Source organism: Streptomyces spinosus, from assembly GCF_020400655.1.
Classification (GTDB): domain Bacteria; phylum Actinomycetota; class Actinomycetes; order Streptomycetales; family Streptomycetaceae; genus Streptomyces; species Streptomyces argyrophylli.
In genome coordinates, this window is the sequence record NZ_JAINRC010000001.1 from 380,313 (window position 1) to 405,221 (window position 24,909).

Consider the following 24,909-nt stretch of genomic DNA (forward strand, 5'->3'; position numbering starts at 1 on the left):
GAACTTCCACGATGAGGAAACTAGTATCCACTGATCAGAAGCGCCTGTCCGCACATCCGGCGCTCACCGTCCTGCCCGTGCCCCTTGGCACCAGGTGCCACCGCTGAAGGAAGTGACAGCTCATGTCCGCACCAGCGCCGTCCCCGCTGGCCATCGTCGACGCCGAGCCCCTGCCCCGGCAGGAGGAGGTCCTCACGGACGCGGTGCTCGCCTTCGTGGCGGAGCTGCACCGGCGGTTCACCCCGCGCCGTGACGAACTCCTGGCCCGCCGGGCCGGGCGCCGCGCCGAGATCGCCCGCACCTCCACGCTCGACTTCCTGCCGGAGACGGCCCCGATCCGCGCGGACGACTCCTGGAAGGTCGCCCCGGCCCCGGCCGCGCTGAACGACCGGCGCGTCGAGATCACCGGCCCCACCGACCGCAAGATGACCATCAACGCGCTCAACTCGGGCGCGCGGGTCTGGCTCGCCGACTTCGAGGACGCCTCCGCCCCCACCTGGGAGAACGTGGTCCTCGGCCAGCTCAACCTGATCGACGCCTACACCCGGAACATCGACTTCACCGACGAGCGCACCGGCAAGTCGTACGCCCTGCGGCCGGACGAGGAGCTGGCGACCGTCGTCATGCGCCCGCGCGGCTGGCACCTGGACGAGCGGCACCTGGCCGACGCCGGCGGCCGTGCCGTCCCCGGCGCCCTCGTCGATTTCGGGCTGTACTTCTTCCACAACGCGCGGCGGCTGCTCGACCTCGGCAAGGGCCCCTACTTCTACCTGCCGAAGACCGAGTCGCACCTCGAAGCCCGCCTCTGGAACGACGTGTTCGTCTTCGCGCAGGACTACGTGGGCGTCCCGCAGGGCACCGTCCGCGCGACCGTGCTGATCGAGACCATCACGGCGGCGTACGAGATGGAGGAGATCCTCTACGAACTACGCGACCACGCCTCCGGGCTGAACGCGGGCCGCTGGGACTACCTGTTCTCCATCGTCAAGAACTTCCGTGACGGCGGCGCGAAGTTCGTCCTGCCGGACCGCAACGCGGTCACCATGACGGCCCCGTTCATGCGGGCGTACACCGAACTGCTCGTCCGCACCTGCCACAAGCGCGGCGCGCACGCCATCGGCGGCATGGCCGCCTTCATCCCGTCCCGCAAGGACGCCGAGGTCAACAAGGTGGCCTTCGAGAAGGTCCGGGCCGACAAGGACCGCGAGGCGAACGACGGCTTCGACGGCTCCTGGGTCGCCCACCCCGACCTCGTCCCGATCGCCATGGAGTCCTTCGACAAGGTCCTCGGCGACAAGCCGCACCAGAAGGACCGCCTCCGCGAGGACGTCCACGTCGAGGCGGCCGACCTGATCGCGATCGACTCGCTCGACGCGAAGCCGACGTACGCCGGGCTGGTCAACGCCGTGCAGGTCGGCATCCGGTACATCGAGGCCTGGCTGCGCGGGCTCGGCGCGGTCGCCATCTTCAACCTGATGGAGGACGCGGCCACGGCCGAGATCTCCCGCTCGCAGATCTGGCAGTGGATCAACGCGGGCGTCGAGTTCGAGAACGGCGAGCGGGCCACGCCGGAGCTGGCCCGCAAGGTCGCCGCCGAGGAACTGGCCGCCATCCGCGAGGAGACCGGCGAGGAGGCGTTCGCCGCCGGTCACTGGCAGGAGGCGCACGACCTGCTGCTGAAGGTGGCCCTGGACGAGGACTACGCCGACTTCCTCACCCTCCCGGCGTACGAGCAGCTGCGCGGCTGACGCCGTGCCCGTCCGGGCGGACCGGGGACGTTCCCGGTGCCGCCCGGCGGGTCATCCGAGGTGCACCGACCAGTCCTGTTCCGCCGCCGGCTTGCCGTGCAGGTCGGGGACCCGCTTGAGCCACTCGGGGCGGCCCGCCTGCGTCTTCGCCGCGCGGGCGGCCTCCTCGGCCGCCAGCTCCTCACGGCTCGGGAAGTCGGTGGGCAGCCACTCGTGGGAGAGCCGGACCCGGTCCAGGAGGTAGCCGACGTAGGCGTCCCGGACGTCGTCGGGCGTGGCGAACCCGGCGTCCTCGGCGAGCCAGGCGTCCGGCACCTCGGCGACGATCCCGCGCAGCAGCTCCTCCGTCACCCGGGGCGCCAGTTCGGCGTCGGCGGCGCGCACGTCGGGGCCGTAACCGCCGAGGGCGTGGTGCCGGAAGTCGTACCGCCGGCCCGGGGCCGTGGTGTCCCAGCGGTGGTGGAAGACGAGGGCGGCGCCGTGGTCGATCAGCCACAGGCGCGCGGGAACGGTGCCGAGCGTGGGCCAGACCATCAGGTTGGAGCTGTGGACCGTGCGGTCGACGTTCACGGTGAGCGCGTCCAGCCAGACGATCCGGCCGGCCTCCAGCGGGTCCACCGGGAACGTCCGGGCGATCTCCGGGGTGAGGTCCCGGGCGCCCGGCAGGTAGTCCATGCCGAGGTTGACGCCCGCGCTGGCGTTGAGCAGCTCGCGCACCTCCTGGTGCGGCTCGGCGGCGGCGACGGCCGGGTCGAAGTGCACGAGGACCAGTTCGGGGAAGCGCAGACCGAGCGCGCGGGCGAGTTCCCCGACGATGATCTCGGCGACCAGCGCCTTGTGCCCCTGCGCCGAGCCCGTGAACTTCACGACGTAGGTGCCGTCGTCGTCGGCCTCCACGACTCCGGGCACGGAGCCGCCGGAGTGGAGCGGGGTCACGTATCGAACAGCAGTCACGTCGCGCAGCACACCGGCCAGACTACGGCAGGTCAGGCGCCGGCCAGCGGGTTCGGCAGCGGCAGGTAGCGGGCGTCCGCGCCGTCCGCGCCGGTCCAGCGCAGGAGCAGGTTGGTCTTGCCCGGCAGGGTGGGGGCGCCGAGCAGGGCGGGGATCTCGGGGAGGTCGTGGCGGGCGAGTTCCCGGCGGGCGGCGGGCCAGGGGTCGAGGCCGGGGTGGTGCTCGGCGAGGGCGCCGGCGATCTCGACGAGGTGGTTGACGACCAGGCAGTACACCAGCCGCTCCCAGCCGGCGGCCCGGGTCACGTCCGGCAGCAGCTTGGCGCCCTCCGCGTCCCGGAACAGGGCCTGCACGGGCGTGCCGGCCGCGTCCACGGCGACCAGGGTGTTCTGCAGGTGGGCTTCCAGGACCACCCCGTGGTCGCCGAACGCGGTCAGGGCGGGCGGCACGACCTGCCGCAGGTACGCCTCCCACCAGGCGTCCGGGTCGGTGGCGGCGGCGAGCGGGCTGCCGTCGAAGCCCTCGGCGAGACCCGCCGCGAGCAGGGGGGTGGCGCCCGGCAGCAGATGGCCGCGCAGCCCGTCGCGGACCAGGACGGCCAGTTCCTCGAAGGCGAACGCGGCGGTGCGGTAGCCGCGGTCGCTCAGCCAGGCCGCGGGCGGGCCCATCGCCGCGAACGCGTGCCCGGCCGCGGTGTCGGTGCGGCGCAGTTTCCGCAGGTCATGGCGCCACAGCCGGCGGATGTCGTTGGTGATGCGGACGTCCAGGCTGAACTTCACGAACAGGTCGCGGCGCGGCTCGTACACCGTGCGGACGGCGGCCGTGGGCCAGGTGTCGAACGGGGTCGTGCCCAGCCGCAGCAGCCGGCCGTCGGCGAAGGCGGGCGCGAGCTCGCGGGCGACGAGTTCGAGCTGCCAGGGGTGGGCGGGCAGCAGCCGGTAGCCGGGCGGGGCGGTGCCGAGGGCGTCCAGGGCCCGGGTGTCGCCCTCCTCGGCCACCTGGTCCTCGCGGACGCCGAGCAGCGCCAGCGGGAACCGGGCGTGCGCCTCGGGGGCGTACGGCAGCCAGGACGCGACGGGCCCGCCGCCGCGCGCCTTGGGGGCCGGGTGGTGGGGGTGTCCGGTCAGCAGGGACTGCTCGGAGCGCAGGTACGGATCCTCGGGCGCCGTGGCCCGGGCGCGGGCCGTGAGCAGGGCGGCGATCGCGTCCCGGCTGTCGATCATCTCGGCGGGCAGGTCGCCGCCGGACAGCCCGGTGTGCCGGCGCAGCTCCTCGGCGACCAGTTTGACCAGCTCCGAGTGGCCGATGCGGCGCCAGGCCCCGGCCGTGTACAGCTCGGGGTCGGCGGGGCGACGGCCGGGGCGCACCCGCAGCAGCCTGCCGTCCGGCAGCCGGTGGACCCGGCCGTCCCCGCCGTCCGCGAGCGGTTCGGCGACCTCCCGCAGCAGGCAGTTGAGCAGCGGTGCGGTCGCGTACGCGTCGGCACGGCGGCCGACCGGGCCGTTGGGGGGTGTGAGGTCCACGCGATCCATTCGTTCTTCGTCCAGGAGGCCCGCGGTCGTCCCCGGGGCGGACCGGGTGCGCCGTGCGGGAGCCGGTGACGATCAGTATGGCTGCCGTCCCGGACAATCGTGCCGTGGCCCGTGTACCCGAGGAGCCGACCGTGCACCGTCCCCCGACCGCCGACGCCGAGATCGCCGAGGAGCTGGCCGCCGTCCGGCCCGCGCTGCTGTCCCGGTACGCGGCGGAGCTGCCCGGTGCCCGCGCCGCCGTGCTGACCCGGCTGTGGCGGGCACTGGCCCACGAACCGCTGCCGTGGCTGTCCGGCCGGGTGTCCGGGGCGGACGGCCTCGCCCTGCGCCTGGCCGACGGGCGGACGCTGCGCGGGCCGCACGCGGATCCGTACGCCACGAGCGCCTACGTCACCGCCGTACGCCTGGACCGGGAGCGGTACGACGATCCGGCGCGGCTGATGACCGCGCTCGGGGTGCCGCACGGGTCCGCGTTCGCCGCGGAGCTGGCACACAGCGTGGCCTCGCTGGCGCTGTCCCGGGCCGGCGCCGGTCACCCGAAGGAGTGGCCGGTGGACGGCGGGGGGAGGGACTGGGAGTGGGAGCAGCGGGTGGTCGACGGGCACCCGTACCACCCCAGCTGCCGTTCCCGGCCGGGGTTCTCGGTGGCGGACCAGCTGGCGTACGCCCCCGAGCACGGGCCGGTGGTGGAGCTGGGGACGGTACCGGTGCCGGCGGAGGGGTGCCTGGTGTCCGGCGACTGGCCGGCCGAGCTCCGCGACGGCGACCGGATCCTGGTGCCGGTCCACCCCTGGCAGGCCGCGCACGTGCTGGGGCGGTCGTACAGGCTCTGGCGCCCCGCCCACCCGCTGATGTCCCTGCGCACGCTGGCGGTGCCCGGCGGACCGCAGGTGAAGACCGCGCTGAGCGCCCGGCTGACGTCGTCGGTGCGGGACATCTCGGTGTACTCGGTGCGGGCGGCGGCGCCGCTGTCCGCGTTCGCCGAGGACCTGGCGGCGCGCACGGACGGCCTGCTGCACATCACCCGCACGCTGGGGGCGGTCACGGCCCACTCCCCCGACCTGGCCGCTCTGCTGCGGGAGCCGCCGGAGGTGTACGCCGGTCCTGGCGAGCGCGTCCTGCCGGTGGCCGCCCTCGCCACCACGCCGCTGCCCGGCTCCCCCGCCTGGCTGGCCGCGTTCACCCGGCTGGCGCTCACGGTGGGCCTGCGGCTGCTGGACCTCGGCGTGGCCCTGGAGGCCCACGGCCAGAACCTGCTGGTCGTCCTGGCGCCCGACGGCACCCCGCTGCGCCTGGTCTACCGCGACCTGGCCGACATCCGGATCAGCCCGGCCCGCCTGGCCCGGCACGGCATCGCCCCGCCCGCGCTCACCGGCCGTCTGATCACGGACGACGACACCGCCCTGCGCCGCAAGCTGTTCGCCTCCCTGGTGGCGGGGGCGCTGGCGGGCACGGCGGGCTCGGCCCCCGCGCTGGACACCGCGCTGCGGGCGGCACTGCCCGATCTGCCGCCCGGCCCGGACCTGGTGTCCCTGCGCGAGGACCCGCTTCCGGCGAAGGCACTGACGCTGATGCGCCTGTCGCCCGACCATGCGGGGGACATCTGGACGACCCTGCCTCGTCCCCGCGCGGTACCGTCCCCGGTGCGGGGCTGATTTCGCGTCATCTTCCGTGACCGAAAAGGTCTTTGTTCTCCGGGGCGCCGCCCGGCGGTGTACCCCTGATGAGCCAGCCAGGACACGAGAGTTTCGAGAGCAGCAGATGACTGACGACGACCGCAGTGACAGCCTGATGTCGCCGATCCGGCCCGAACAGCTGGACCCGGGGGCCGTGATCGCCCAGTCGCTCGACAACCAGTGGGTCCCCGCGCAGCTCACCCGGGAGATGATCGAGCGCGGTGAGTCCCTGGACCAGGTCGACCGCCGACGCGTGCGGGAGGTGCGGGCCGAGTACTTCCGCAGCCTCATCAACGCCAGCCAGGTCGTGATCAACCGTGCCTACTTCTACAACAACGACGCGATCAGCCGGGACCTCGCCGAGGAGGGGGAGGCCCGCGCGGCGCACCGCAAACTGCTCGCCTCGGGCGCGATCGTCCCCTTCCTGCTGCGGGAACGCCACCCGGCCGAGGAGCCGCCCGGTTACCTCCACCTGCGGCGCGACGGCTTCGCCGCCTGGCAGGAGACGCTGGCGGGCATGCCGGCGGGCGACCGGGTGCGCTGTGTGCGCATGTCCTGGGACGACTCCGCCGGCGACCAGGAGAACCTGAACCGCACCCGGATGCGGCTCTACCAGCCGTTCACCGAGAAGGTGCAGGGACTCACGGCCAAGGACATCGACATCCTCGCCGCGCAGGTCGGTGTGGCCCGCGAGGACACGGACCGGTTCGGCGAACGGCTCGGCGAGGTGGTCGCGTTCAGCAACGGCCTGAGCGTGCGCCGGCAGCCGGTCGTGCGCAACACCCTGTACGAGGAGTTCGTGACCGTGCCGGGCACGAACGTGGCGGAGGGCAGGTACGACCGCGCCAAGCCCTTCGCGGCGGAGATAAAGCAGCTCCTGGACCTCATCTACAACGTCAACCTCGCCGACGCGCTGGGGCGTTACCCCCTCACACCGGTCGGCAGCCTGCGGCGCGTGGTCCTCCAGGAGGCCCGCGAGGCGACGTCCTCCACCGTGGGTGTGGTCCAGGACCCGGAGCGGCTGCTGACGTTCCTGCGCCGGCAGACCTTCGCCGTCGTACAGGACCACCTGACGCCCCACGCGGTGAACGACCTGACCCTGCACGACATCTGGCGGCTGCGGCAGACCCCCGCCTGGAACCTCTACATCAAGGCGTTCGGCGCGCTGACCGCGGCGCCGGAGGCCTTCCACGACGGCGTCGGGCAGGTCTTCGACTCCTACGTCCGGCTCAACGCGGAGATCCTCCGGCTCGCGCGGGAACGCCGGCAGGCCCGGCCGGCCACCTGGCGCCCGGTGGTCGAGGTCGTCGTCACGGTGGGCGCGGCCGTGTTCACCGCCGTCAGCGGCAACGACATCTGGGAGGTGGCCGGCACCGTCCTGCCGCTCACGGTGAGCGGCTCGCTGACCGGCTCGGTGCAGCTGGTGCTGCGCAACCTGGTCGCCGGACGGCAGGAACAGAGGTTCGCCCGGGAGATCGCCTCCGTACGACTGGCGAGTGAACGAGAATGGGCGCAGTTCCACGACCTGGTGCGGCGCCTGCCCGGCTACCGGGACACGTCGGGGCCGGTTCCCACGGGCACCGCCCTGACGACCACCCAGGACAACGAAGACCTGCCCGACTACTGACGCACCCGATGAGCCGGAGTACCCCTGTGCCCAGCCTGCCGAGGCCCCGATGAACCGCTACGAGGCGCTGCGCCGGGACGTTCCGGAGTGGTTCCGCGACGATCCCGAGGGGGTGCGGATCCTCACGGACCCGGCGCGGATCCGCGAGGCCCGCCGCCAGGCGACCACCGCCGGACGCGGCGGGCGCGGCGGCGCGCCCCGGGCGCTGTGGGCGCGGCTGCGGGCCGTGCTGCGGCCGGTACCCGCGGGTGTGGTCTCGGCCGGCCGCTACCTGTGGTACCTGCGCGACCCGGTGCGCTTCCCCGACGGCCGCCTCGGCCTGTACGACCGCATCCTGCCGCCCCCGGGCTCCACTCCCGGCGTGGTGGTCCTGCCGCTGCTCGGTCCCGAGAGCGAGGTCGTGCTGATCGAGCACCACCGGCACGCGACGCGCAGCCGGCACTGGGAGGTGGTGCGCGGCTTCGGGGACCCGGGCGCGACGCCCGCGGAGAACGTCACCCGGGAACTGCGGGAGGAGATCGCGGCCACGCCGACGGAGGTGGTCCCGCTGGGCGAACTGCACCCCGACACCGGGCTGCTGGGCCACAAGGTCTCCCTCTACGCGGCCCGCGTGGACGGCATCGGCGCGGTCGAGCGGGGGGAGGCGATCCACCGGGCCGTCACGGTGACCCCGGCCGAGGCGGAGGAGATGGTGGCCGACGGGCGGATCACGGACGGCTTCACCGTCGCCGCGCTCTACCGGGCCCGCCTGGCGGGCCTGTTCGGGACCGCGGCGCCGGGCGACGGGACCTGAAGGCGGCCCGGGACCGGCGGGCGGCGGCCGTTTTGGAGGACGGCCGGTCCGATCAATAAGATCCGGCGATGATCAGAAGACAACGGCTGGCGGCGGGCGTCTGTGCTCTGCTCGCCGCCCTGACGGCCGGGATCGCCTTCCCCGCCGGTGCGGTCGCCGACGAGACGGACCAGGCCGCTCCGAAGGTCGAACTGGTGCTGGACGTCAGCGGTTCCATGCGCACCCGTGACATCGACGGCGGCACCCGGATGGCCGCGGCGAAGCAGGCGTTCAACGAGGTGCTGGACGCGACCCCCGAAGAGGTCCGGCTCGGCATCCGCACCCTCGGCGCCAACTACCGCGGCAACGACCGCAAGGAGGGCTGCAAGGACACCGAACAGCTCTACCCGGTCGGCCCGCTGAACCGGACCGACGCGAAGACGGCCGTGGCCACGCTGGCGCCGACCGGCTGGACGCCGATCGGGCCCGCGCTGCTGAAGGCGGCGGACGACCTGAACGGCGGTGACGGCACCCGCCGTATCGTCCTGATCAGCGACGGTGAGGACACCTGCCAGCCGCTCGACCCGTGCGAGGTGGCCCGGGAGATAGCCGCCAAGGGCATCGGGCTGACCATCGACACCCTCGGCCTGGTGCCGGACGCCAAGACCCGCGACCAGCTCAGCTGCATCGCCGACGCCACCGGCGGCACCTACACCGACGTGCGGCACAAGGAGGAACTGAGCGACCGCGTCGGTGAGTTGGTGGACCGGGCGGCCGACCCCGTGGTCACACCGGTGGCCACCGAGGGCGCGGACCGGTGCGAGCAGGCGCCGGCGCTCAAGTCCGGCCTGTACACCGACCGCGCCGGGTTCGGTCGGCAGCGCTGGTACAAGGTGGACGTGGAGCCCGGACAGGAGCTGCGCGCCTCGGTGAGCGTGGCGGACGACCGGGCCGTCCAGCCGGACTACGGTGTGCTGCTGCGGGCGGTGACCGTGCACGGCCGGGAGATCGTCCGCGGCGAGGCCGCAGGCACCGGCCGCACGGACGTCGTCTCCACCGGCCTGCGCTACCCGCGGCCGGACAGTGACGACGACGCGGCGCCCGCGGAGACGGTGTGCCTCCAGGTCACCACCTCCTTCTCGCCCGCGTCGGGCGTGAAGACGACCCCCGGTCTGCCGCTGGAGCTGACCGTCGACGTCGTGGACGGGCCGTCCGGTCACCACGACGTGGCCGCGTTCGGTCTCGGCCGTGGCTGGTGGCTGCTGGGCACGCTGGTGCTGGTCGGCTTCCTCGCCGGTCTGCTGTGGGGCTGGCTGTCGCGCTGGCGGGTCGCCGTCTGGAGGACGAACTGATGCGGATCACACGAGTGCTGGGCGCCGCGCTGCTGGCGCTGGGGGTGGCCGCCGGACCGGCCGCCGCCGACTCCTCGCCCTCCCCGAGCGCCTCCGCCGACGGCGACACGCCCACCCGGGCGGGCACCTCCTTCCGTACGGCGACGGAGATCGACCAGGGGCAGCAGGCCACCGCCTCCGGCTCCACCGGCGACTACCTGTACTGGTCCTTCCCCGCGGACACCGGGCAGCGCCCCACCGTCAAGGCGACGGTGAAACTCCCCGACGCGCACGGCTCCGAGACCTGGCAGCTCGACGTGTACGACGGACTGCGGCGCCGCCAGTCCTGCCAGTACGGCGCCCAGAGCCGGACCGCCGCGCAGGGCGCCGGCTCGGTCGAACTGGCCTGTGTGCTGCGCACGGTGCGGGGCTGGGCGGAGCCGTGGGCCAACGACCCGCTGCCGGGCACGTACTACGTCCGGCTGACGGTGGTGGACCTCGCCGCCGCCGACCTCGGCAAGCCGGTGGGGGCCGAGGTGCGCGTCGACTCCAGGCACATCGGCGGCGCGGCGGCCGTGGACGGCTCGCTGGGCAAGCCGCTCGTCCCCGGCATCGCCGTCACGTCGCAGAAGGACGCGGACGGTGCCAAGGGTGCCGTGCTCTCCAGCTTCGGGTCGGACGACGGCTGGTCGTCCGGCTGGTGGTCCGACCGGTGGGTGTGGACCGGGATCGGCGCGGTGCTGGCCGCGCTCGCCGGGATCGGCGGGTACGTGCTGACCCGGGGTTCCGGGCGGCCGTCCCGGGTGCCGCCGAACGTGTGACCCGCCGCAGTGCGAAGGCCCGCCCGACCGGCGGGCCTTCGCGTTCGCCGGGCCTCACGCCTCCCGCAGCGCCTTGGCGAGCGGTGCGTCCCCGGTCACCGTGACCCGGCCGTCGCGCACCGCGTCCGGCAGCCGGGTCTCCCCGCGGGCGACGGCCTCGCTGGTCGCCGCGTCCATCTCCAGCCGCGCGTCCGCCTCGCCCGGAGCGGGCCCGTCGCCGTACACCGGGCCCTCCTGCGCGCCGACGCGGAGGTGGAAGACCCCCTCCTCCAGGCGGACTTCCACCACGCCCTCCCCGTCCAGCGCCCGCAGCAGCGGCAGGGCGAACCAGTACGCGCGGACGGCGTCGGTGGGCCTGCGCTCCCCCAGTTCCCCCTCGCCCCACGCACCGAGCGCCTGGAGCACGGGCAGCAACCGGCTCCCCCGGGCGGTGAGTTCGTACACGTACGCCGCGCCCGGCGGGGGCAGCCGCCGTCTGGTGGTGAGCCCGTCCCGTTCCATGTCCTTCAGCCGCGAGGCCAGTACGTCCGTGCTGACGCCGGGCAGGTCCGCGTGCAGGTCCGTGTAGCGGCGCGGGCCGGCGAGCAGTTCGCGGACGATCAGCAGGGTCCAGCGGTCGCCGACGAGGTCGAGGGCGCGGGCTGCGGAGCAGTACTGGTCGTAGCTTCGGCGAGGTGACATGCGACGCAGTGTAGACGCGTTGTTGGACTTTCCAAGCTCCTGCTTGGTAAAACCAAGCACCACGAGTTTCCGGAGGGGCGCATGGAGTTCCGGCAGTCCAACAAGCTCAGCGAGGTGTGCTACGAGATCCGCGGCCCGGTGATCGAGCACGCCAACGCGCTGGAGGAGGCGGGGCACAGCGTGCTGCGCCTGAACACCGGCAATCCCGCGGCCTTCGGCTTCGAGGCGCCGGAGGAGATCCTCCAGGACATGATCCGGATGCTGCCGCGGGCCCACGGCTACACGGACTCCCGCGGTGTCCTCTCCGCCCGCCGCGCGGTCGCCCAGCGCTACCAGACCCTGGGCCTCGACGTCGACGTCGACGACGTCTACCTGGGCAACGGCGTCTCGGAACTGGTCTCCATGGCCGTACAGGCACTGATCGAGGACGGCGACGAAGTCCTCGTCCCCGCGCCTGACTTCCCCCTCTGGACGGCCGTCACCACCCTGGCCGGCGGCAAGGCCGTGCACTACCTGTGCGACGAACAGGCCGACTGGAACCCGGACCTGGCCGACCTGGCGTCGAAGATCACCGACCGCACCAAGGCCGTGGTCGTCATCAACCCGAACAACCCGACCGGCGCGGTCTATCCGAAGGAGGTCGTCGAGGGCATCCTCGACCTGGCCCGCCGGCACGGCCTGATGGTGTTCGCCGACGAGATCTACGACCAGATCCTCTACGACGACGCCGTCCACCACTCGGCCGCGGCACTCGCCCCCGACCTCGTCGTCCTCACCTTCTGCGGCCTGTCCAAGACCTACCGGGTGGCGGGCTTCCGCTCCGGCTGGCTGGTCGTCACCGGGCCGAAGCAGCACGCCAGGGACTACCTGGAGGGCCTGACCATGCTGGCCTCCATGCGCCTGTGCGCCAACGCGCCCGCCCAGTACGCCATCCAGGCCGCGCTCGGCGGACGCCAGTCCATCGGCGAACTCACCGCTCCCGGCGGGCGGTTGTACGAACAGCGGAACGTGGCCTGGGAGAGGCTCAACGAGATCCCGGGCGTGTCCTGCGTCAAACCCAAGGGCGCGCTGTACGCGTTCCCGCGCATCGACCCGAAGGTGCACCCGATCCACGACGACGAGAGGTTCGTCCTGGACCTGCTGCTGCGCGAGAAGATCCAGGTGGTCCAGGGCACCGGCTTCAACTGGCCCTCCCCCGACCACTTCCGCATCCTGACCCTGCCGCACGCGGACGACCTGGAGGCGGCCATCGGCCGGATCGGCAGGTTCCTCAGCGGGTACCGGCAGTAGCCGCCTGGCCCGCACCGCGCGTTGCGTGCGAAGATCACCCCCGTCGACGACCGGGGGTCCGACGCGGGGCGGGCCGCCCATCGGCCGCCGGTGCGCGCCTGACCAGCGCAGCACCCCCCTGGTCCGGTACCGGCGGACCGGCCGGGGATGTCAGACCAGGGGGGATCAGCGGTGTTCTCGTACGCAAGACGCCGTACGCGCGGAAGGCGCCGTACGGCCGTCGCCGTGCTGTGCGCGGTGGTACTCGGCCTCACGGCGCCCGGCGCCCGGGCCGGAGAGGAGCCGCGGCCCCCCGCGCCCGCCGCGGGGCGGGAGGCACGGCAGGCCGCGACGTTCTGGACCGCGCAGCGCATGGCCGACGCCCCGCCGCTGGACGCGGCACGGCACCTGCCGTCGGAGCCGGGGGCGGCGAGCACGGCGGCGGCCCGGCCGAAGGGCACCCTGTTCCGGGGAACCCGCCTGGTGGGGACGTTCTTCGGCGCCGACGGACCGCGTGGCACCACCTGGCACTGCACCGGCAGCGTGATCGACACCGAGGCGCGGAACATCGTCCTCACCGCGGCCCACTGCGCGCTGAACATGAACGGCGACTACGTCTTCGTCCCGAAGTTCGTGAAGGGCGCGGCCCCCGACCGGCAGCCGTACGGCATCTTCCACATCCAGCGGATCTTCATCGACCCCCGGTACGTGCCCGACCGCGGTACGGCCACCACCAAGAAGACCGCGTCCGACCTGGACACCGCGTTCGCCCGGGTCTCGGCCAACCAGCGGGGCGCGTCCCTGCAGGACGCGGTGGGCGGCGGCCTGACCTTCACCCGGCCGGCCGGCTACACCCACCGGAACGTCACCGTCGTCGGCTACCCCTCGCACCGGCACAACAGCGCCGGACGCGCCGTCAAGTGCACGGTCCCCACCAAGCAGCTGCGCGGCTACCGCCAGCTGTCGATGACCTGCGGCGGCTACTACGGCGGCGTCTCCGGCAGCCCGTGGATCACCGACTACCGGGACGACGCCCGCACCGGGCACGTCATCGGCGACCTCGGCGGCTACAACGGCGGCGGCAACGACGCGAACGCCGACTACGTCAGCTACGCCACCGCGTTCGGCGCGGACGCCGCCAACCTCCTCGCCGACGCCGTCGCCGACCAGGCCCCGCCCGCCGACCTGCCACCGTACCGGGGGATCAAGGGCGCGCTGCCGGGCGGCGCCGCACGCTGGCGCGGGGCCGCGCTCATGGCGTCCGGCGACTACACCGGCGACCGGCGCGGCGATCTGCTCGTGGTCTGGTCCGACGGCGGGATCACCCTGCACCCGGGCGACGGCAAGGGCGGTTTCCTGGCCGAGAAGCGGCTGCGGCGGGCCAACTCCACCTGGACCCACGCCCGCGCCGTGACCGGCGGCACCTTCACCGGCGGCGCCCGGTCCGGCCTGCTGGTGCGCTGGTCCGACGGCGAGGTCACCCTCTACCCGGGGCCCGGCCCCGCCGGCCTCGGCCGGGAGATCCGGATGGCACCACCCGGCTCCGCATGGAGGAAGGCCGTCCAGTTCACCTCCGGGGCGTTCCGGGCGGACGGGGGCACCGGGCTGCTGGTCCGCTGGGCCGACGGCGCGCTCACGCTGTACCCGCGGATCGGGACCGGTGGCCTCGGCGCCGGCACGCGGCTCGTCGCGGCGAACGGCACCTGGACCAAGGCAGCCGCGCTGGCCGGCGGCGACTTCGACGGTACGGCCGGCGGGGACCTGCTGGTGCGCTGGACGGACGGCACGCTCGACACGTACACCGGCACCTCGGCGGCGGGGCTCGGCACCAGGACACGGGTGCGCGGCCCGAACGGCCTGTGGCGGCACGCGCGGGCGCTGACGGTCGGCGGCCTCCGCCACGGCGGCACCGGGAACGACCTCGTCGTGCGCTGGTCCGACGGGGAGACGACGCTGTACGCCGACACCGGCACTAAGGCGGTCGGCACCGAGCACACGCTGGTCGATCCCGGCACCTGACCACACCACCGCGTACCGCCAAGGGGAACCATGCGCCTGACCACCCGCCTCGCCGGCGGCCTCACCCTGCTCACGGCCGGCCTGGCGCTGACGGCCTGCGGCCACGGCACGAAGGCCGCGCCGGACGCCGCCGCGCCGGACGCCACCGCACCGCCCTGCCGGACCGCCTCCCTGACGTGGACGCTGTCCCTGCTCGACGGGGAAGGCACACGGCAGGGGACCGGCCGGCCCGACGCGCGGCTCACCGCCGTCAACAAGGGCCCCGGCCCGTGCGTGTTCGCGGGCTACCCGGTCCTGGAGATCCACAACGGCAAGGCGGAGGGCGTCGAGGGCACCGGGCGGGGCCGCCCGGCCTCGCTCGCCCTGCCCGGCGGTGCCTCCGTGACCGTGGACCTCGACTACACGCGCCGTGGCACGAAGGGCGCGGACGACGGCTGGTGCGTGCGGCAGACCGAGGCCTCGGTCCGCGCACCGCACGACACCCGTGGCACGGTCGTCCCCGTCACGGACGCGCACGGGAGGGCCGCCACGATCGACGCCTGCGGGGAGACCCTCGCCATGGCGGTGCCGCGCCGCACCCCGGCCGGGTCCTGAGGCGAGGCCGCCACCCCGGCCGACCGGCCGTCTGGCGCAGTCCGTCCTGCGGGCGGCGGACGCCCTGTGCCACCGTGCCGTCATGGGTGACCTCTTTCTCGTGCGGCACGGTGAGACCGAGTGGTCGCGGTCCGGGCGGCACACGGGCCGGACCGACGTACCCCTCACCGAGCACGGGCGGGAGGAGGCGCGCCGGCTGGTCCCGCTGATCCGCTCGCAGCGGATCGGGGCGGCGTTCGTCAGTCCCCTCCAGCGCGCCCGGGAGACCGCCCGGCTCATCGGTGTCCCGGACGCGCGGGTCGACGCCGACCTCCGCGAGTGGGACTACGGCGGCTACGAGGGTGTGACCACCGTGGACATCCAGCGCAGCCGGCCCGGCTGGTTCCTGTTCACGGACGGCGTCGCCCCGGGGCCGCCGGACCACCCGGGCGAGAGCGCGGAGCAGGTCGGGGAGCGCGCCGACCGGGTGCTGGCCAAGGCCGACGCGGCGCTCGCCGACACCGAGGGGGCCGTCGTCCTGATCGCCCACGGCCACTTCCTCCGCGTCCTCACCGCCCGCCGCCTGGGCCTGCCGCCCCAGCACGGGGCCCTCTTCCGGCTCGCGACGGGGGCACTGTGCCGGCTCGGCACGGAGCACGGCCGTCCGGTCGTCGCGGGGTGGAACATCCGGCCCCGGGCGGAGTGAGGAACCGAGGGGGCGGTGAGGGCAGGGCGTTGTCGGACCCGGGCCGTACTCTGCGAACGAGTGACCCGTCCGGCGGTTCCCCGGCAGCGGCCCGCCGGCGCGTTCCTCAGCCGTCCCCCGGCAACGCCCCTGGAAGGAGCCCCCCGTGACCCGACCGCCCACCCCCGCCCAGCGGCGGGTGATCGAGGACGCCGATCCGGTCACCGGCCGGCTACGCGGTACCGGGACCCAGCTCGCGGCGCTGGTGAAGCGGGGTCTCGCCTTCCGGCACCCCCGGCCGCCGCACGACCACTTCCTCACCCCGGCGGGCCACCGGATACGGGACGCGGTGCCCGGGCCGCCGGCGGAGCCGGCCCGGGACACCGGCGCGTTCACGGCCCGTGCCGGGGGCGAGGAGGACCCGCCCGTGTCCGGCCCGGCGCGGCAGCGTGAGGTGCACAGTGCCTGGCAGGGGCTGCTGGAGCTGCGCCGGATGACGAATGCGGACGGCGCGACGGACCGGCCGTGCGGCTGGGAGCGGACGCACCTGGTGCGGGCCGCGGCGCTCGCGCTGGAGGCGGCCGGGCACCGGCCGGCGGGCGGGGACACGGACGGCTACCGGGTCCGGGCGACCCCGCAGCCGGAGGCGGTGGCGGTGTACGCGCCGGACGCGCGGACGCTCACCGCCTGTGCGCTCACCCTGGAGCGCGCCGGCTGGCAGGCGGGCGAGTACACCGAGCCCCGGACGAGAGCGCGCTATCTGCTGGCCTCCCCGCGCCGGGTGTGACGGGCGTGCCAGGATCGGTCGACCGAAGATGCGCACAGCAGAAGGGCACGCAGTGGCCGAACCGTTTTCCGTCCGTGTGACCGTCCGCGGCTACGAGACCGATGTACAGGGACACCTCAACCAGGCGGTGTACCTCAACTACGCGGAGCACGCCCGCTGGTCGCTGCTCCAGGCCGCCGGGATCAGCCAGGCCCGGCTGGCGGGCCGGGGCGTGGGCCCGGTGGCGCTGGAGACCACCATCCGCTACCACCGTGAGCTGCTCGCCGGCGACGAGGTCGATGTGACCTGCGCGTTCGAGTGGGGGGAGGGAAAGACCTTCCGGATCCGGCAGGAGATCGTGAAGACCGACGGCACCCTGGCGGCCGAGGTCGTCGCGGTGGGCGGCCTGATGGACCTCACCGCGCGCAGACTGCTGGCCGACCCCCGCGCGTTGTTCGGGGAACTGGCGGCGGACCCCGCCCTGTTCGGCCTGTAGTCCCGCCGGCTGCCTGGGTCCTGTCGTCGAACTCCCGTCGCCCGGAGGGCGGGCCGCGCGGCGTCAGGTGCGTGCTCTGGGGGTCCCCCCGGCCGAAGGCTGGGGGAGTGCCGGGCCCTGGCCCTCGTACTGGGTGTACTCGCGCCGGGGCCGGCGCGGCGAGAGTGCGTGCATGGCGTCGCGCGGCAGACGGGAGTTTGACGACAGGGCCTGAGCGTCGAACGGGTCCGGCCGGTGCTCGGCGTCGCAGGCCGCCCGCGCCTCGGCGACGTCACCCGGTTGCGCCCGGCCCGGTCGGTCAGCCGTTGCAGGGTGTCGTGCGACTCGTGCGCGACGGGGCTGAGTGCGTACTCCGCCTTGGGCGGCACCGTCGGACGGACGGTGCGCGTCTCCGGGCCGTCCCGTTCCAGGTTGCGCAGGGTGCGGGTCAGCATGCGGCGGCTGATGCCCTCGATGCCGCGCCGGCTCACCTCCGGGCTGTTCAACACCACGCAGGTGGTGGGCGGTTCGCCGGGCCTGGCCGTTCTGACGACGCTCGCGGCGAGCCGCACCGGGCGCCTGCTCGCCGACGGCACGCCCCCGCTGTCCGCGACCGCGGGGGGCTACCGGCCGGCGTTCACCGTGGTCACGGGCATCGCGGCGACGGCCCTGGCCCTGGCGGCGCTGGTCCTGCGCGAGCGCCGCGGCTGAGGCCGGGCGCGGACACGGGCCGGTGGCGCCCCGCAGCCCCGTGGGACCGAAAGGGGATGCGGGGCGCGCGGGGAGGATGGGACGCTCCGGTGCATGTCCGCACGCCGTGTCAAGCCCAGTCTGTACATCTCCGTCGACATCGAGGCCGACGGACCGATCCCCGGGCCGTACTCCATGCTCAGTCTCGGGGCGGCGGTCGCCGGGGTGCAAAGCGGAGCCGGCTTCACCGCAGCCGACCCCGAGGAGCGGACCTTCTACCGGGAACTGCGGCCGATCAGCGCGGAGTTCGTGCCCGAGGCGCTGGCGGTGAGCGGGCTCGACCGGGCCCGGCTGACCACCGAGGGCGCCGAACCCGCCGTGGCGCTGGCGGAGTTCACCGCGTGGGTGCGGGAGGTGAGTGCGGGCGCGCAGCCGGTGATGTGCGGTTACCCGGCTTCGTACGACTGGACGTTCCTGTACTGGTACCTGATCCGCTTCACCGGGAGCAGCCCCTTCGGGCACTCCGGCTGCCTGGACATGAAGACGCTGTACGCGGTGAAGGCCCGGCTGCCGCTGCGGGCGGTGGCGAAGGGGACCATGCCGCGGGAGCTGCTGTCGCGGCGCCGGCACACGCACCACGCGCTGGACGACGCGGTCGAGCAGGCGGAGTTGCTGGCCAGCCTCATGAAGTGGCCGGGGGTCACGGCGTCGCCGCCGTCTCCCCCGGCCGGTTGAGTGCCGGTCGCCGGCCTCAGTGCGCGGCGGCGATCTCCTGGCCCGACTCCATGGGGTGGGTGACGTCCTGGGCCTCGCGGCCCTTGCCGAGGTGGTTGAAGAGGAGGTTGAGCACCACGGCGGTGACGCAGCCGGTGGAGATGCCGGAGTCCAGGACGATCTTCGCGGTCTCGGGGAACGCGTGGTAGAACTCCGGCGCGGTGATGGGGATGATGCCGACCGCGAGGGACACGGCCACGATCAGGACGTTGTTGTCCCGGTCCAGCCCGGCCCGGACCAGGGTCTGGATGCCGCTCGCGGCGACCGAGCCGAACAGGACGACACCGGCGCCGCCGAGGACCGGCCGGGGTACGACCGCGATGAGCGAGGCGGCCATCGGGCACAGTCCCATCAGCACCAGGAAGCCGCCGCCGGTCGCGACGACGTACCGGCTGCGGATCCTCGTCATGGCGACCAGGCCGATGTTCTGGGCGAAGGCGCTGCACATGAAGCCGTTGAACAGCGGGCTGATCGCGGAGCCGAGGGTGTCGGCGCGCAGGCCGGCCGCGATGGTCCTCTCGTCCGCGGGACGCTCCACGATCTCGCCGAGCGCCAGCATGTCGGCGGTCGACTCGGTCATCGAGACCACCATCACCACGCACAGCGAGAGGATCGCGGCGAGCTGGAACCGCGGGGCGCCGAAGTGGAACGGGGTCGGGAAGCCGACCACGTCCGCGTGGGCGACCGGGCCGAAGTCCGTGACGCCGAACGGTATCGCGACGAGCGTGCCCACGATCAGGCCGAGCAGCACGGCGATCTGCTTGACGAAGCCGCGGGTGAAGCGGCGCAGCAGCAGGACGATGAGCAGGGTGACGCCGGCGAGGGTGAGGTAGGTGGTGGAACCGTAGTCGTCCGCCCGGGGGTCGGGGCCCTGGGCCCAGCCGAACGCGACCGGCAGCAGGGACACGCCGATCAGGGTGATGACGGATCCGGTGACGACCGGTGGGAAGAAGCGGACCGCCTTGCAGAAGACGGGTGCGGCGAGGAAGCCGAGGAGACCGGCGACGATGACCGCGCCGAAGATGACCGGCAGGGCGTCGGACTTGTCCTCGGTGGAGGCGACGATCGCGGTCATGGGGGCGACACCGGCGAAGGTGACGCCGTTGACGAAGGGCAGCCGGGCGCCGATCTTCCAGAAGCCGAGCGTCTGGAGGAAGGTGGCGAGGCCCGCGGTGAACAGGCAGGCACCGGTGAGGAAGGTCAGGTCGGTCGCGCTCAGGCCGATGGCCGCGCCGACGATGAGCGGTGGGGCGACGACCCCGGCGTACATGGCGGCCACGTGCTGCAGGCCACTGGTCGCCATTTTCAGGGCGGGGAGTTTCTCGTCTACGGGATGGGCGGCCACGGCGGTCCTCCGGGCGGGTAACACGTCGTCGTCGACGTGGGTGTCATGGAGGTGGTGCGGGTGGGCAGGGGGCACCTCCCCGCTCGGACGAAGCCGCGAGCCGGGGAAGGGACCTGACGGGGGTGGCGCGGTGAGCGGGGGCGAGCGGTGCGGGGGTGGCCGTCCCCGGGGGGCGTGCACGCACGCGCCCCGGGGACGGCTGCCGTGGATCCCGCTCGGATCCACGGGTCCCGGCCGGGAGCCGTCCCTCCCGGCCGGAGTCTGTAGGGGCCCGAGCCGGGTCAGGCCCGCGCGGTGATACGGGCCAGGCGCTGGGCCTCCGCGCGCGTGGAGAGGGCGATGGCGTCCTCGTCCACGGTGAGCAGGCGGCCGTTCTCCACGATCTGCCGGCCGTTCACGAAGGACGCGGTGACCGGGGCCGCGGCGCCGAGGACGAGCGCGGCCACCGGGTCGGCGATGGAGGCGTGGGCGAGCGTGTCCATCTTCCACAGCACCAGGTCGGCGAGCTTGCCCGGCTCCAGCGAGCCGATCTGCTCCGCGCGGCCGAGCACCTGGGCGCCGCCGTGGGTGCCGAGCCGCAGCGCCTGACGGGCGTTCAGGGCGGCCTCGCGGTGGGCGCCCAGGCGGTTGATCAGGAGGGCGTTGCGCAGTTCGGTGTGGAGTTCGCCGGACTCGTTGGAGGCGGTGCCGTCGACGCCGAGTCCGACCGGGACGCCCGCCTCGAGCATGTCGGGGACGCGGGCGATGCCGGCCGCGAGGCGGGCGTTGGAGGACGGGCAGTGGGCGACGCCGGTCCTGGTGCGGGCGAACGCGGCGATGTCGGAGTCGGTCATGTGGACGCAGTGCGCCATCCACACGTCCTCACCGAGCCAGCCGGTGGACTCGAAGTACTCGGTGGGGCCCATGCCGAACAGCTCGTGGCAGAACTTCTCCTCCTCCACCGTCTCCGAGCCGTGGGTGTGCAGCCGTACGCCGAGACGGCGGGCCAGTTCGGCGCCCTCGCGCATGAGGTCGGTGGAGACGGAGAACGGCGAGCACGGCGCGACCGCCACCTGGGTCATGGCGTCGAAGGAGGCGTCGTGGTGCCGCTTGACGGTTTCCTCGGTGGCGGCGAGGGCGCCCTCCAGCGTCTCGACGGCGAAGTCCGGGGGCAGCCCGCCGTCCTTCTCACCGCGGTCCATCGAGCCGCGGGCCAGTGTGAAGCGGACGCCCGTCTCGGTGGCGGCCCGGATGATCGAGCCGGACAGGTCGCCGGAGCCGTGCGGGTAGACGTAGTGGTGGTCCATGGCGGTGGTCACGCCACCCCGCGCCATCATGGCGAGCGATCCTTGGGCGGCGGCGTACGTCATCCGCTCGTCGATGCGCGCCCAGGTGGGGTAGAGCGCGACCAGCCAGTCGAACAGGTTGTGGTCGGTGGCCAGGCCCCGGGTGATCCACTGGTAGAAGTGGTGATGGGTGTTGACCAGGCCGGGCGTGGCCAGGTGGCCGGTCGCGTCGATCCGGCGCACCACGTTCTCCAGGCCCTCGGGGGCCTTGCCCGCGCCGACCGACTCGATGCGGTTGCCCGCGAGGACGAGGTGTCCCGAGGCGTGTTCCGTGTCGCCCGCGTCCACGGTCGCGATGGCGCAGTTCTCGATGACGATGCGCTCGGCTGCCGGTGGTGCCATCGTGCTTCCTTGTCTTTCGGTGGCGGCCCGTGGACGGGAGAGGCCCACGGGGAGGGCACGGCAGGACCCTAGGAGGATTTGAGTGCCGGAGCCGGTTGCCCGTTCCGGGTGCCGAGGTGGTGGAAGAACAGGTTGAGCAGGACCGCGACGAGCGCGCCGGCGCTGATGCCGGAGCCGAGCACGGTCTGCGCCCAGGCCGGGAAGCCGGCGTAGAAGGCCGGCGCGGCCAGCGGGATGATGCCGGCCCCGAGGGCCACGGCCACCAGGATGATGTTGGAGCTGTCGTCCAGGCCCGCCTCGGCCAGCGTACGGATGCCGCTGACGGCGATCGAGCCGAACAGGACGATGCCCGCGCCGCCGAGGACCGGCATGGGGACGAGGGAGACGACGGCGCCGAGGACCGGGAAGGCGCCGAGGACCAGCAGGGCGGCACCGGCGACGGCGACGACGTAGCGGCTGCGCACCCGGGTGAGGGAGACGACGCCGACGTTCTGGGCGAAGGCGGAGGTGGGGAAGCCGCCGAAGACGGGGCCGAGCAGGGTGGCGATGCCGTCGGTGCGCAGTCCGCGGGTGATGGTCCGCGCGTCGGCGCGGCGGTCGCAGATCTCGCCGAGGGCGAGCATGCCGGCGCTGGACTCGGTCATCAGGACCAGCATCACGATGCACAGGGAGAGGATGGCCGCGGGCTGGAACTCGGGGGCGCCGAAGGCGAACGGCGTGGGCAGCGCGGCGACGGGCGCGGACGTCAGGCCGCTGAAGTCGGCCATGCCGAAGGGGATCGCGGCGAGGGTGCCGATGAGCAGCCCGAACAGCAGCGCGACCTGTTTGACGAAGCCCTTGCCGAAGCGCTGGACGAGCAGGATGACGGCGAGGGTGAACCCGGCGAGCGCCAGGTGCCGCATGGCGCCGAAGTCGGCGGCGGTCTCGTCGCCGCCCTGCGCCCAGCCGACGGGTACGGGCATCAGCGTGACGCCGATCAGGGTGATGACGACGCCGGTGACGAGGGGCGGGAAGAAGCGGAGCAGCCGGCCGAAGAACGGGCCGAGGGCCAGGCAGAAGGCGCCGGCGACCATCACCGCGCCGTAGATCGCGGGCAGTTGGTGGCCCTTGGTGGTGGTCTCGGCGATCGCGAGGATCGGGGCGATGCCGGCGGAGGAGGCGGCGTTGACGAAGGGCAGCCGGTTGCCGACGAGGCCTTTGACGCCGAGGGTCTGCAGGACGGTCGCGACGCCCGCGATGAGCAGGCTCGCGGCGATCAGCCGGGTGCGGGCCGCGATGTCCAGTCCGCAGGCCTGGCCGATGATGAGCGGAGGAGTGACAACGCCCGCGTACATCGCGGCGATGTGCTGGAGCGCGGCGGGGACGAGCCGCGAGAGGTGGAGCTTCTCGTCCACCGGGTGCACGGACGTGACGGCGTCCTCGGTGTGCTCCGGCGGGGTGGAACAGGGGGCTGTGGCGGGCCCCTTCGCAGGCTGTGCCATTTCGTTCCCTCCGGTGTGGCGGGCCCCCGGCCCGGGTGGCGGGGCCGGGGGCGCGCGTCCCGCGTCAGAGGTTGGTCATGTCGACCGGGATACGGGCCTCACAGCCGTCCCGCAGGATGGTGGCCTCGATGAGGCCGTAGGGGCGGTCGGCGGCGAGGTAGACCTCGTTGTCGTTCTTGAGTCCGAACGGCTCCAGGTCCACCAGGAAGTGGTGCTTGTTCGGCAGCGAGAAGCGGACCTCGTCGATCTCGCTGCGGTTGTTGATGATGCGCGCGCCCATCTGGTACAGCGTCTGCTGGAGGGAGAGGGAGTACGTCTCGGCGAAGGCCTGGAGCATGTGCTTCTTCGTCTGCTCGTAGGACTTCTCCCAGTGGGGCATCTTCTGCTCGTCGTCGGTCCAGTTGAACCGCCAGCGGCCGGAGACCTGGGTGGCCAGGATGCGGTCGTAGGCCTCCGGGAGGGTGGTGTACTTGTCCTTGACGTAGCCCCAGAACTCGGAGTTGGTCGAGTTCATCACGACCAGGTCCTTCAGGCCGGAGACGACCTCCCACCGCTCGCCGTCGTAGGTGATCTGGGTGAGGCGAATCTCCTGGCCCTTGCGGACGAAGGAGTGCTTGACCTCGTCGGCGCCGATGAACCTGCTGTTGGCGTCGGAGGTCTCGATCCGCTCCCAGGCGTACTCCTCGATGCGGATGCGGGCCTGGCGGATCGGCTCCTGGCTGGTGACGAAGTGCCGGGCGAGGTGGATGCCGAACTGCTCGGCGGACTCGATGCCGTACTCCTTGGCGAACGCGAACACCGTGTTCTTGGTGGTGTCGGTCGGCAGGACGTTGGCGTTGGAGCCGGAGTAGTGGACCTCCTCCATGTCGCCGCTCAGCGCGACCGAGACGTTGAGGTCCTTGATGTGGTGGGTGGCGCCGTCCCGCGTGATCTTGACGACTCGGTTCTCGGCCTTGCCGTACTGGTTCTGTCCCAGGATGGTCGGCATGTGAGCTAGCTCCCTCGGTAAACGGAGTAGCCGAACGGGTTGAGCAGCAGCGGTACGTGGTAGTGCTCGCCCGGTACGACGGCGAACGTGATCGCCACCTCCGGGAAGAACACCGCCGGTCCGCTGTCCCGATTCGCGGGGGCGTCCTGCTGCGCATCGGCTTGCTTCTTCGCGAAGTACGGCTCCACCTCGAAGTCGAGCCGTACGTGGGTGGTCCCCTCCGGCAGCGCCGGCAGGTCCTTGCACCGGCCGTCGGTGTCGGTCGCGGAGCCGCCGAGCGCCTGCCAGTCCGCTCCCTGGCCGCCGCGGGCGGAGAGGTGGACGGCGACGCCCCCGGCGGGGCGGCCGATCGAGGTGTCCAGGATGTGCGTGGACACGGAGGCGGTGGTGCTGGTGCTCATGGTGTCAGGCGTCCTCTTCGACGAGTCGGGCCAGTCGGATGCGGTTGATCTTGCCCAGCTCGGTGCGGACGATCTCCCGCTCCCGCTCCGGCGCGTTCCCGATCCGCTCCTTGACCGCGTCCCGCATCTGCTCGCCGGTCCGGCCGGTGGCACAGATGAGGAAGACGTGGCCGAACTTCTCCTGGTAGGCCAGGTTCAGTTCGAGCATCTCCGCCTTGAGCCCGTCGGAGGCGCCGGCCATGCCGCGCTGCTCGCGGGCGGAGGCCGGGTCGCCGGGCTTGGGGCGGCCGATCGGCGGGTGCCCGGCCATCGCCTCCTCGAGGTCCGCCGTGGTCAGCTCTGCCGTGGCGGCGTCGCTGGCGGCATAGAGGTCCTCCGGGGTGGCGTAGGGGCGGGCGGCGAGCAGTCGCCGGGCCCACTCGGTGGAAGCGCACGCCTCGTGGAGGGCGGCGAGGGCCGCGCGCTCCTCCAGATCGTTGAACCGGGCCAGGCCCGGGGGCGTGGAAGTCGACGTCACGGGAGCCTCCGTGGCCACGAGGGGCCGTCGTGCTGATCGGGCTGCCGATAGCTAACGCCCTCGGAAACATCACGTCAACACTTTGTTGAAAATTCCGCGTAACAAGCGGGGGCGGGC

22 protein-coding genes and 2 pseudogenes are annotated in these 24,909 nt (G+C 73.3%); 14 read left to right on the forward strand and 10 right to left on the reverse strand.

All coding sequences use genetic code 11. The annotated features are described in order from the left end of the window. Window positions 1-122: 122 nt before the first annotated feature. Window positions 123-1,748, forward strand: coding sequence for a malate synthase A (gene aceB, locus LG395_RS01615; RefSeq protein WP_225808151.1), 1,626 nt, complete (start codon window positions 123-125; stop codon window positions 1,746-1,748). Window positions 1,749-1,799: 51 nt separating this feature from the next. On the opposite strand, the gene LG395_RS01620 is transcribed toward aceB, so the two are convergent. Then, complete coding sequence (locus LG395_RS01620) at window positions 1,800-2,714, reverse strand: HipA family kinase (protein WP_171151524.1); 915 nt, start codon at window positions 2,712-2,714, stop codon at window positions 1,800-1,802. A 20-nt stretch (window positions 2,715-2,734) separates the two neighbouring features. Then, window positions 2,735-4,234, reverse strand: coding sequence for an IucA/IucC family protein (locus tag LG395_RS01625; protein WP_225808152.1), 1,500 nt, complete (start codon window positions 4,232-4,234; stop codon window positions 2,735-2,737). Between the two features lie 131 nt (window positions 4,235-4,365). Between LG395_RS01625 and LG395_RS01630 the strand changes: the two genes are divergently transcribed. The 5 genes from LG395_RS01630 (at window position 4,366) to LG395_RS01650 (ending at window position 10,461) form a co-directional block, all read left to right on the forward strand. After that, on the forward strand, window positions 4,366-5,889 hold the full coding sequence (locus LG395_RS01630) for an IucA/IucC family protein (protein WP_225808453.1): 1,524 nt from the start codon (window positions 4,366-4,368) through the stop codon (window positions 5,887-5,889). A gap of 106 nt (window positions 5,890-5,995) precedes the next feature. Continuing rightward, window positions 5,996-7,537, forward strand: coding sequence for a hypothetical protein (locus LG395_RS01635; RefSeq protein ID WP_225808153.1), 1,542 nt, complete (start codon window positions 5,996-5,998; stop codon window positions 7,535-7,537). A gap of 49 nt (window positions 7,538-7,586) precedes the next feature. Further along, complete coding sequence (locus tag LG395_RS01640; protein ID WP_225808154.1) at window positions 7,587-8,330, forward strand: NUDIX hydrolase; 744 nt, start codon at window positions 7,587-7,589, stop codon at window positions 8,328-8,330. A gap of 68 nt (window positions 8,331-8,398) precedes the next feature. Beyond that, a complete protein-coding gene (locus tag LG395_RS01645) occupies window positions 8,399-9,661 on the forward strand; it encodes a VWA domain-containing protein (protein ID WP_171151532.1) in 1,263 nt (420 codons plus the stop codon). Further along, window positions 9,661-10,461 carry a hypothetical protein gene (locus LG395_RS01650; RefSeq protein ID WP_225808155.1) on the forward strand — a complete coding sequence of 267 codons (801 nt, stop codon included), beginning with the start codon at window positions 9,661-9,663 and terminating at the stop codon, window positions 10,459-10,461. The genes LG395_RS01645 and LG395_RS01650 overlap by 1 nt, the downstream gene beginning before the upstream one ends. 54 nt (window positions 10,462-10,515) lie before the next feature. On the opposite strand, the gene LG395_RS01655 is transcribed toward LG395_RS01650, so the two are convergent. Beyond that, window positions 10,516-11,142 (reverse strand): winged helix-turn-helix transcriptional regulator, encoded by a 627-nt coding sequence (locus LG395_RS01655; protein ID WP_225808156.1) that lies wholly within the window; start codon window positions 11,140-11,142, stop codon window positions 10,516-10,518. An 81-nt stretch (window positions 11,143-11,223) separates the two neighbouring features. Between LG395_RS01655 and LG395_RS01660 the strand changes: the two genes are divergently transcribed. From LG395_RS01660 to LG395_RS01685, 6 genes are all read left to right on the forward strand, one after another. Further along, a complete protein-coding gene (locus LG395_RS01660; RefSeq protein ID WP_171151538.1) occupies window positions 11,224-12,432 on the forward strand; it encodes a pyridoxal phosphate-dependent aminotransferase in 1,209 nt (402 codons plus the stop codon). A 171-nt stretch (window positions 12,433-12,603) separates the two neighbouring features. Continuing rightward, entirely contained in the window at window positions 12,604-14,430 is a 1,827-nt protein-coding gene (locus tag LG395_RS01665; protein ID WP_225808157.1) for a trypsin-like serine peptidase, read from the forward strand. A gap of 30 nt (window positions 14,431-14,460) precedes the next feature. After that, window positions 14,461-15,024, forward strand: a complete 564-nt coding sequence (locus LG395_RS01670) for a DUF4232 domain-containing protein (protein WP_225808158.1) — start codon at window positions 14,461-14,463, stop codon at window positions 15,022-15,024. A gap of 82 nt (window positions 15,025-15,106) precedes the next feature. Beyond that, complete coding sequence (locus LG395_RS01675) at window positions 15,107-15,709, forward strand: histidine phosphatase family protein (protein WP_225808159.1); 603 nt, start codon at window positions 15,107-15,109, stop codon at window positions 15,707-15,709. A 145-nt stretch (window positions 15,710-15,854) separates the two neighbouring features. Further along, complete coding sequence (locus tag LG395_RS01680; RefSeq protein WP_171151543.1) at window positions 15,855-16,475, forward strand: hypothetical protein; 621 nt, start codon at window positions 15,855-15,857, stop codon at window positions 16,473-16,475. A 52-nt stretch (window positions 16,476-16,527) separates the two neighbouring features. Beyond that, window positions 16,528-16,950 carry an acyl-CoA thioesterase gene (locus LG395_RS01685; RefSeq protein ID WP_171151545.1) on the forward strand — a complete coding sequence of 141 codons (423 nt, stop codon included), beginning with the start codon at window positions 16,528-16,530 and terminating at the stop codon, window positions 16,948-16,950. A gap of 222 nt (window positions 16,951-17,172) precedes the next feature. On the opposite strand, the pseudogene LG395_RS01690 reads toward LG395_RS01685, so the two are convergent. Continuing rightward, a pseudogene (locus LG395_RS01690) lies at window positions 17,173-17,411 on the reverse strand (winged helix-turn-helix transcriptional regulator); the annotation flags it as partial. Window positions 17,412-17,415: 4 nt separating this feature from the next. Between LG395_RS01690 and LG395_RS01695 the strand changes: the two are divergent. Beyond that, window positions 17,416-17,640 (forward strand): annotated as a pseudogene (locus LG395_RS01695) (MFS transporter); the annotation flags it as partial. A 93-nt stretch (window positions 17,641-17,733) separates the two neighbouring features. After that, complete coding sequence (locus LG395_RS01700; RefSeq protein WP_171151549.1) at window positions 17,734-18,354, forward strand: 3'-5' exonuclease; 621 nt, start codon at window positions 17,734-17,736, stop codon at window positions 18,352-18,354. A gap of 16 nt (window positions 18,355-18,370) precedes the next feature. Here the strand turns inward: LG395_RS01700 and LG395_RS01705 are convergent, their stop codons facing one another. The 6 genes from LG395_RS01705 to uraD all read right to left on the reverse strand — a co-directional run bounded on the left by LG395_RS01705 (window position 18,371) and on the right by uraD (window position 24,792). Continuing rightward, a complete protein-coding gene (locus LG395_RS01705; RefSeq protein WP_225808160.1) occupies window positions 18,371-19,738 on the reverse strand; it encodes a nucleobase:cation symporter-2 family protein in 1,368 nt (455 codons plus the stop codon). Window positions 19,739-20,019: 281 nt separating this feature from the next. Next, complete coding sequence (locus LG395_RS01710) at window positions 20,020-21,405, reverse strand: 8-oxoguanine deaminase (RefSeq protein WP_171151554.1); 1,386 nt, start codon at window positions 21,403-21,405, stop codon at window positions 20,020-20,022. A 68-nt stretch (window positions 21,406-21,473) separates the two neighbouring features. Then, window positions 21,474-22,886, reverse strand: a complete 1,413-nt coding sequence (locus LG395_RS01715) for a nucleobase:cation symporter-2 family protein (RefSeq protein ID WP_225808161.1) — start codon at window positions 22,884-22,886, stop codon at window positions 21,474-21,476. 64 nt (window positions 22,887-22,950) lie between these two features. Further along, window positions 22,951-23,874, reverse strand: a complete 924-nt coding sequence (gene pucL / locus LG395_RS01720) for a factor-independent urate hydroxylase (RefSeq protein WP_225808162.1) — start codon at window positions 23,872-23,874, stop codon at window positions 22,951-22,953. 5 nt (window positions 23,875-23,879) lie between these two features. Further along, window positions 23,880-24,275: a hydroxyisourate hydrolase gene (gene uraH / locus LG395_RS01725; protein WP_171151559.1), complete on the reverse strand. Its 396-nt coding sequence runs from the start codon at window positions 24,273-24,275 to the stop codon at window positions 23,880-23,882. 4 nt (window positions 24,276-24,279) lie between these two features. Continuing rightward, window positions 24,280-24,792, reverse strand: coding sequence for a 2-oxo-4-hydroxy-4-carboxy-5-ureidoimidazoline decarboxylase (gene uraD / locus LG395_RS01730; RefSeq protein WP_225808163.1), 513 nt, complete (start codon window positions 24,790-24,792; stop codon window positions 24,280-24,282). Window positions 24,793-24,909: the final 117 nt, after the last annotated feature.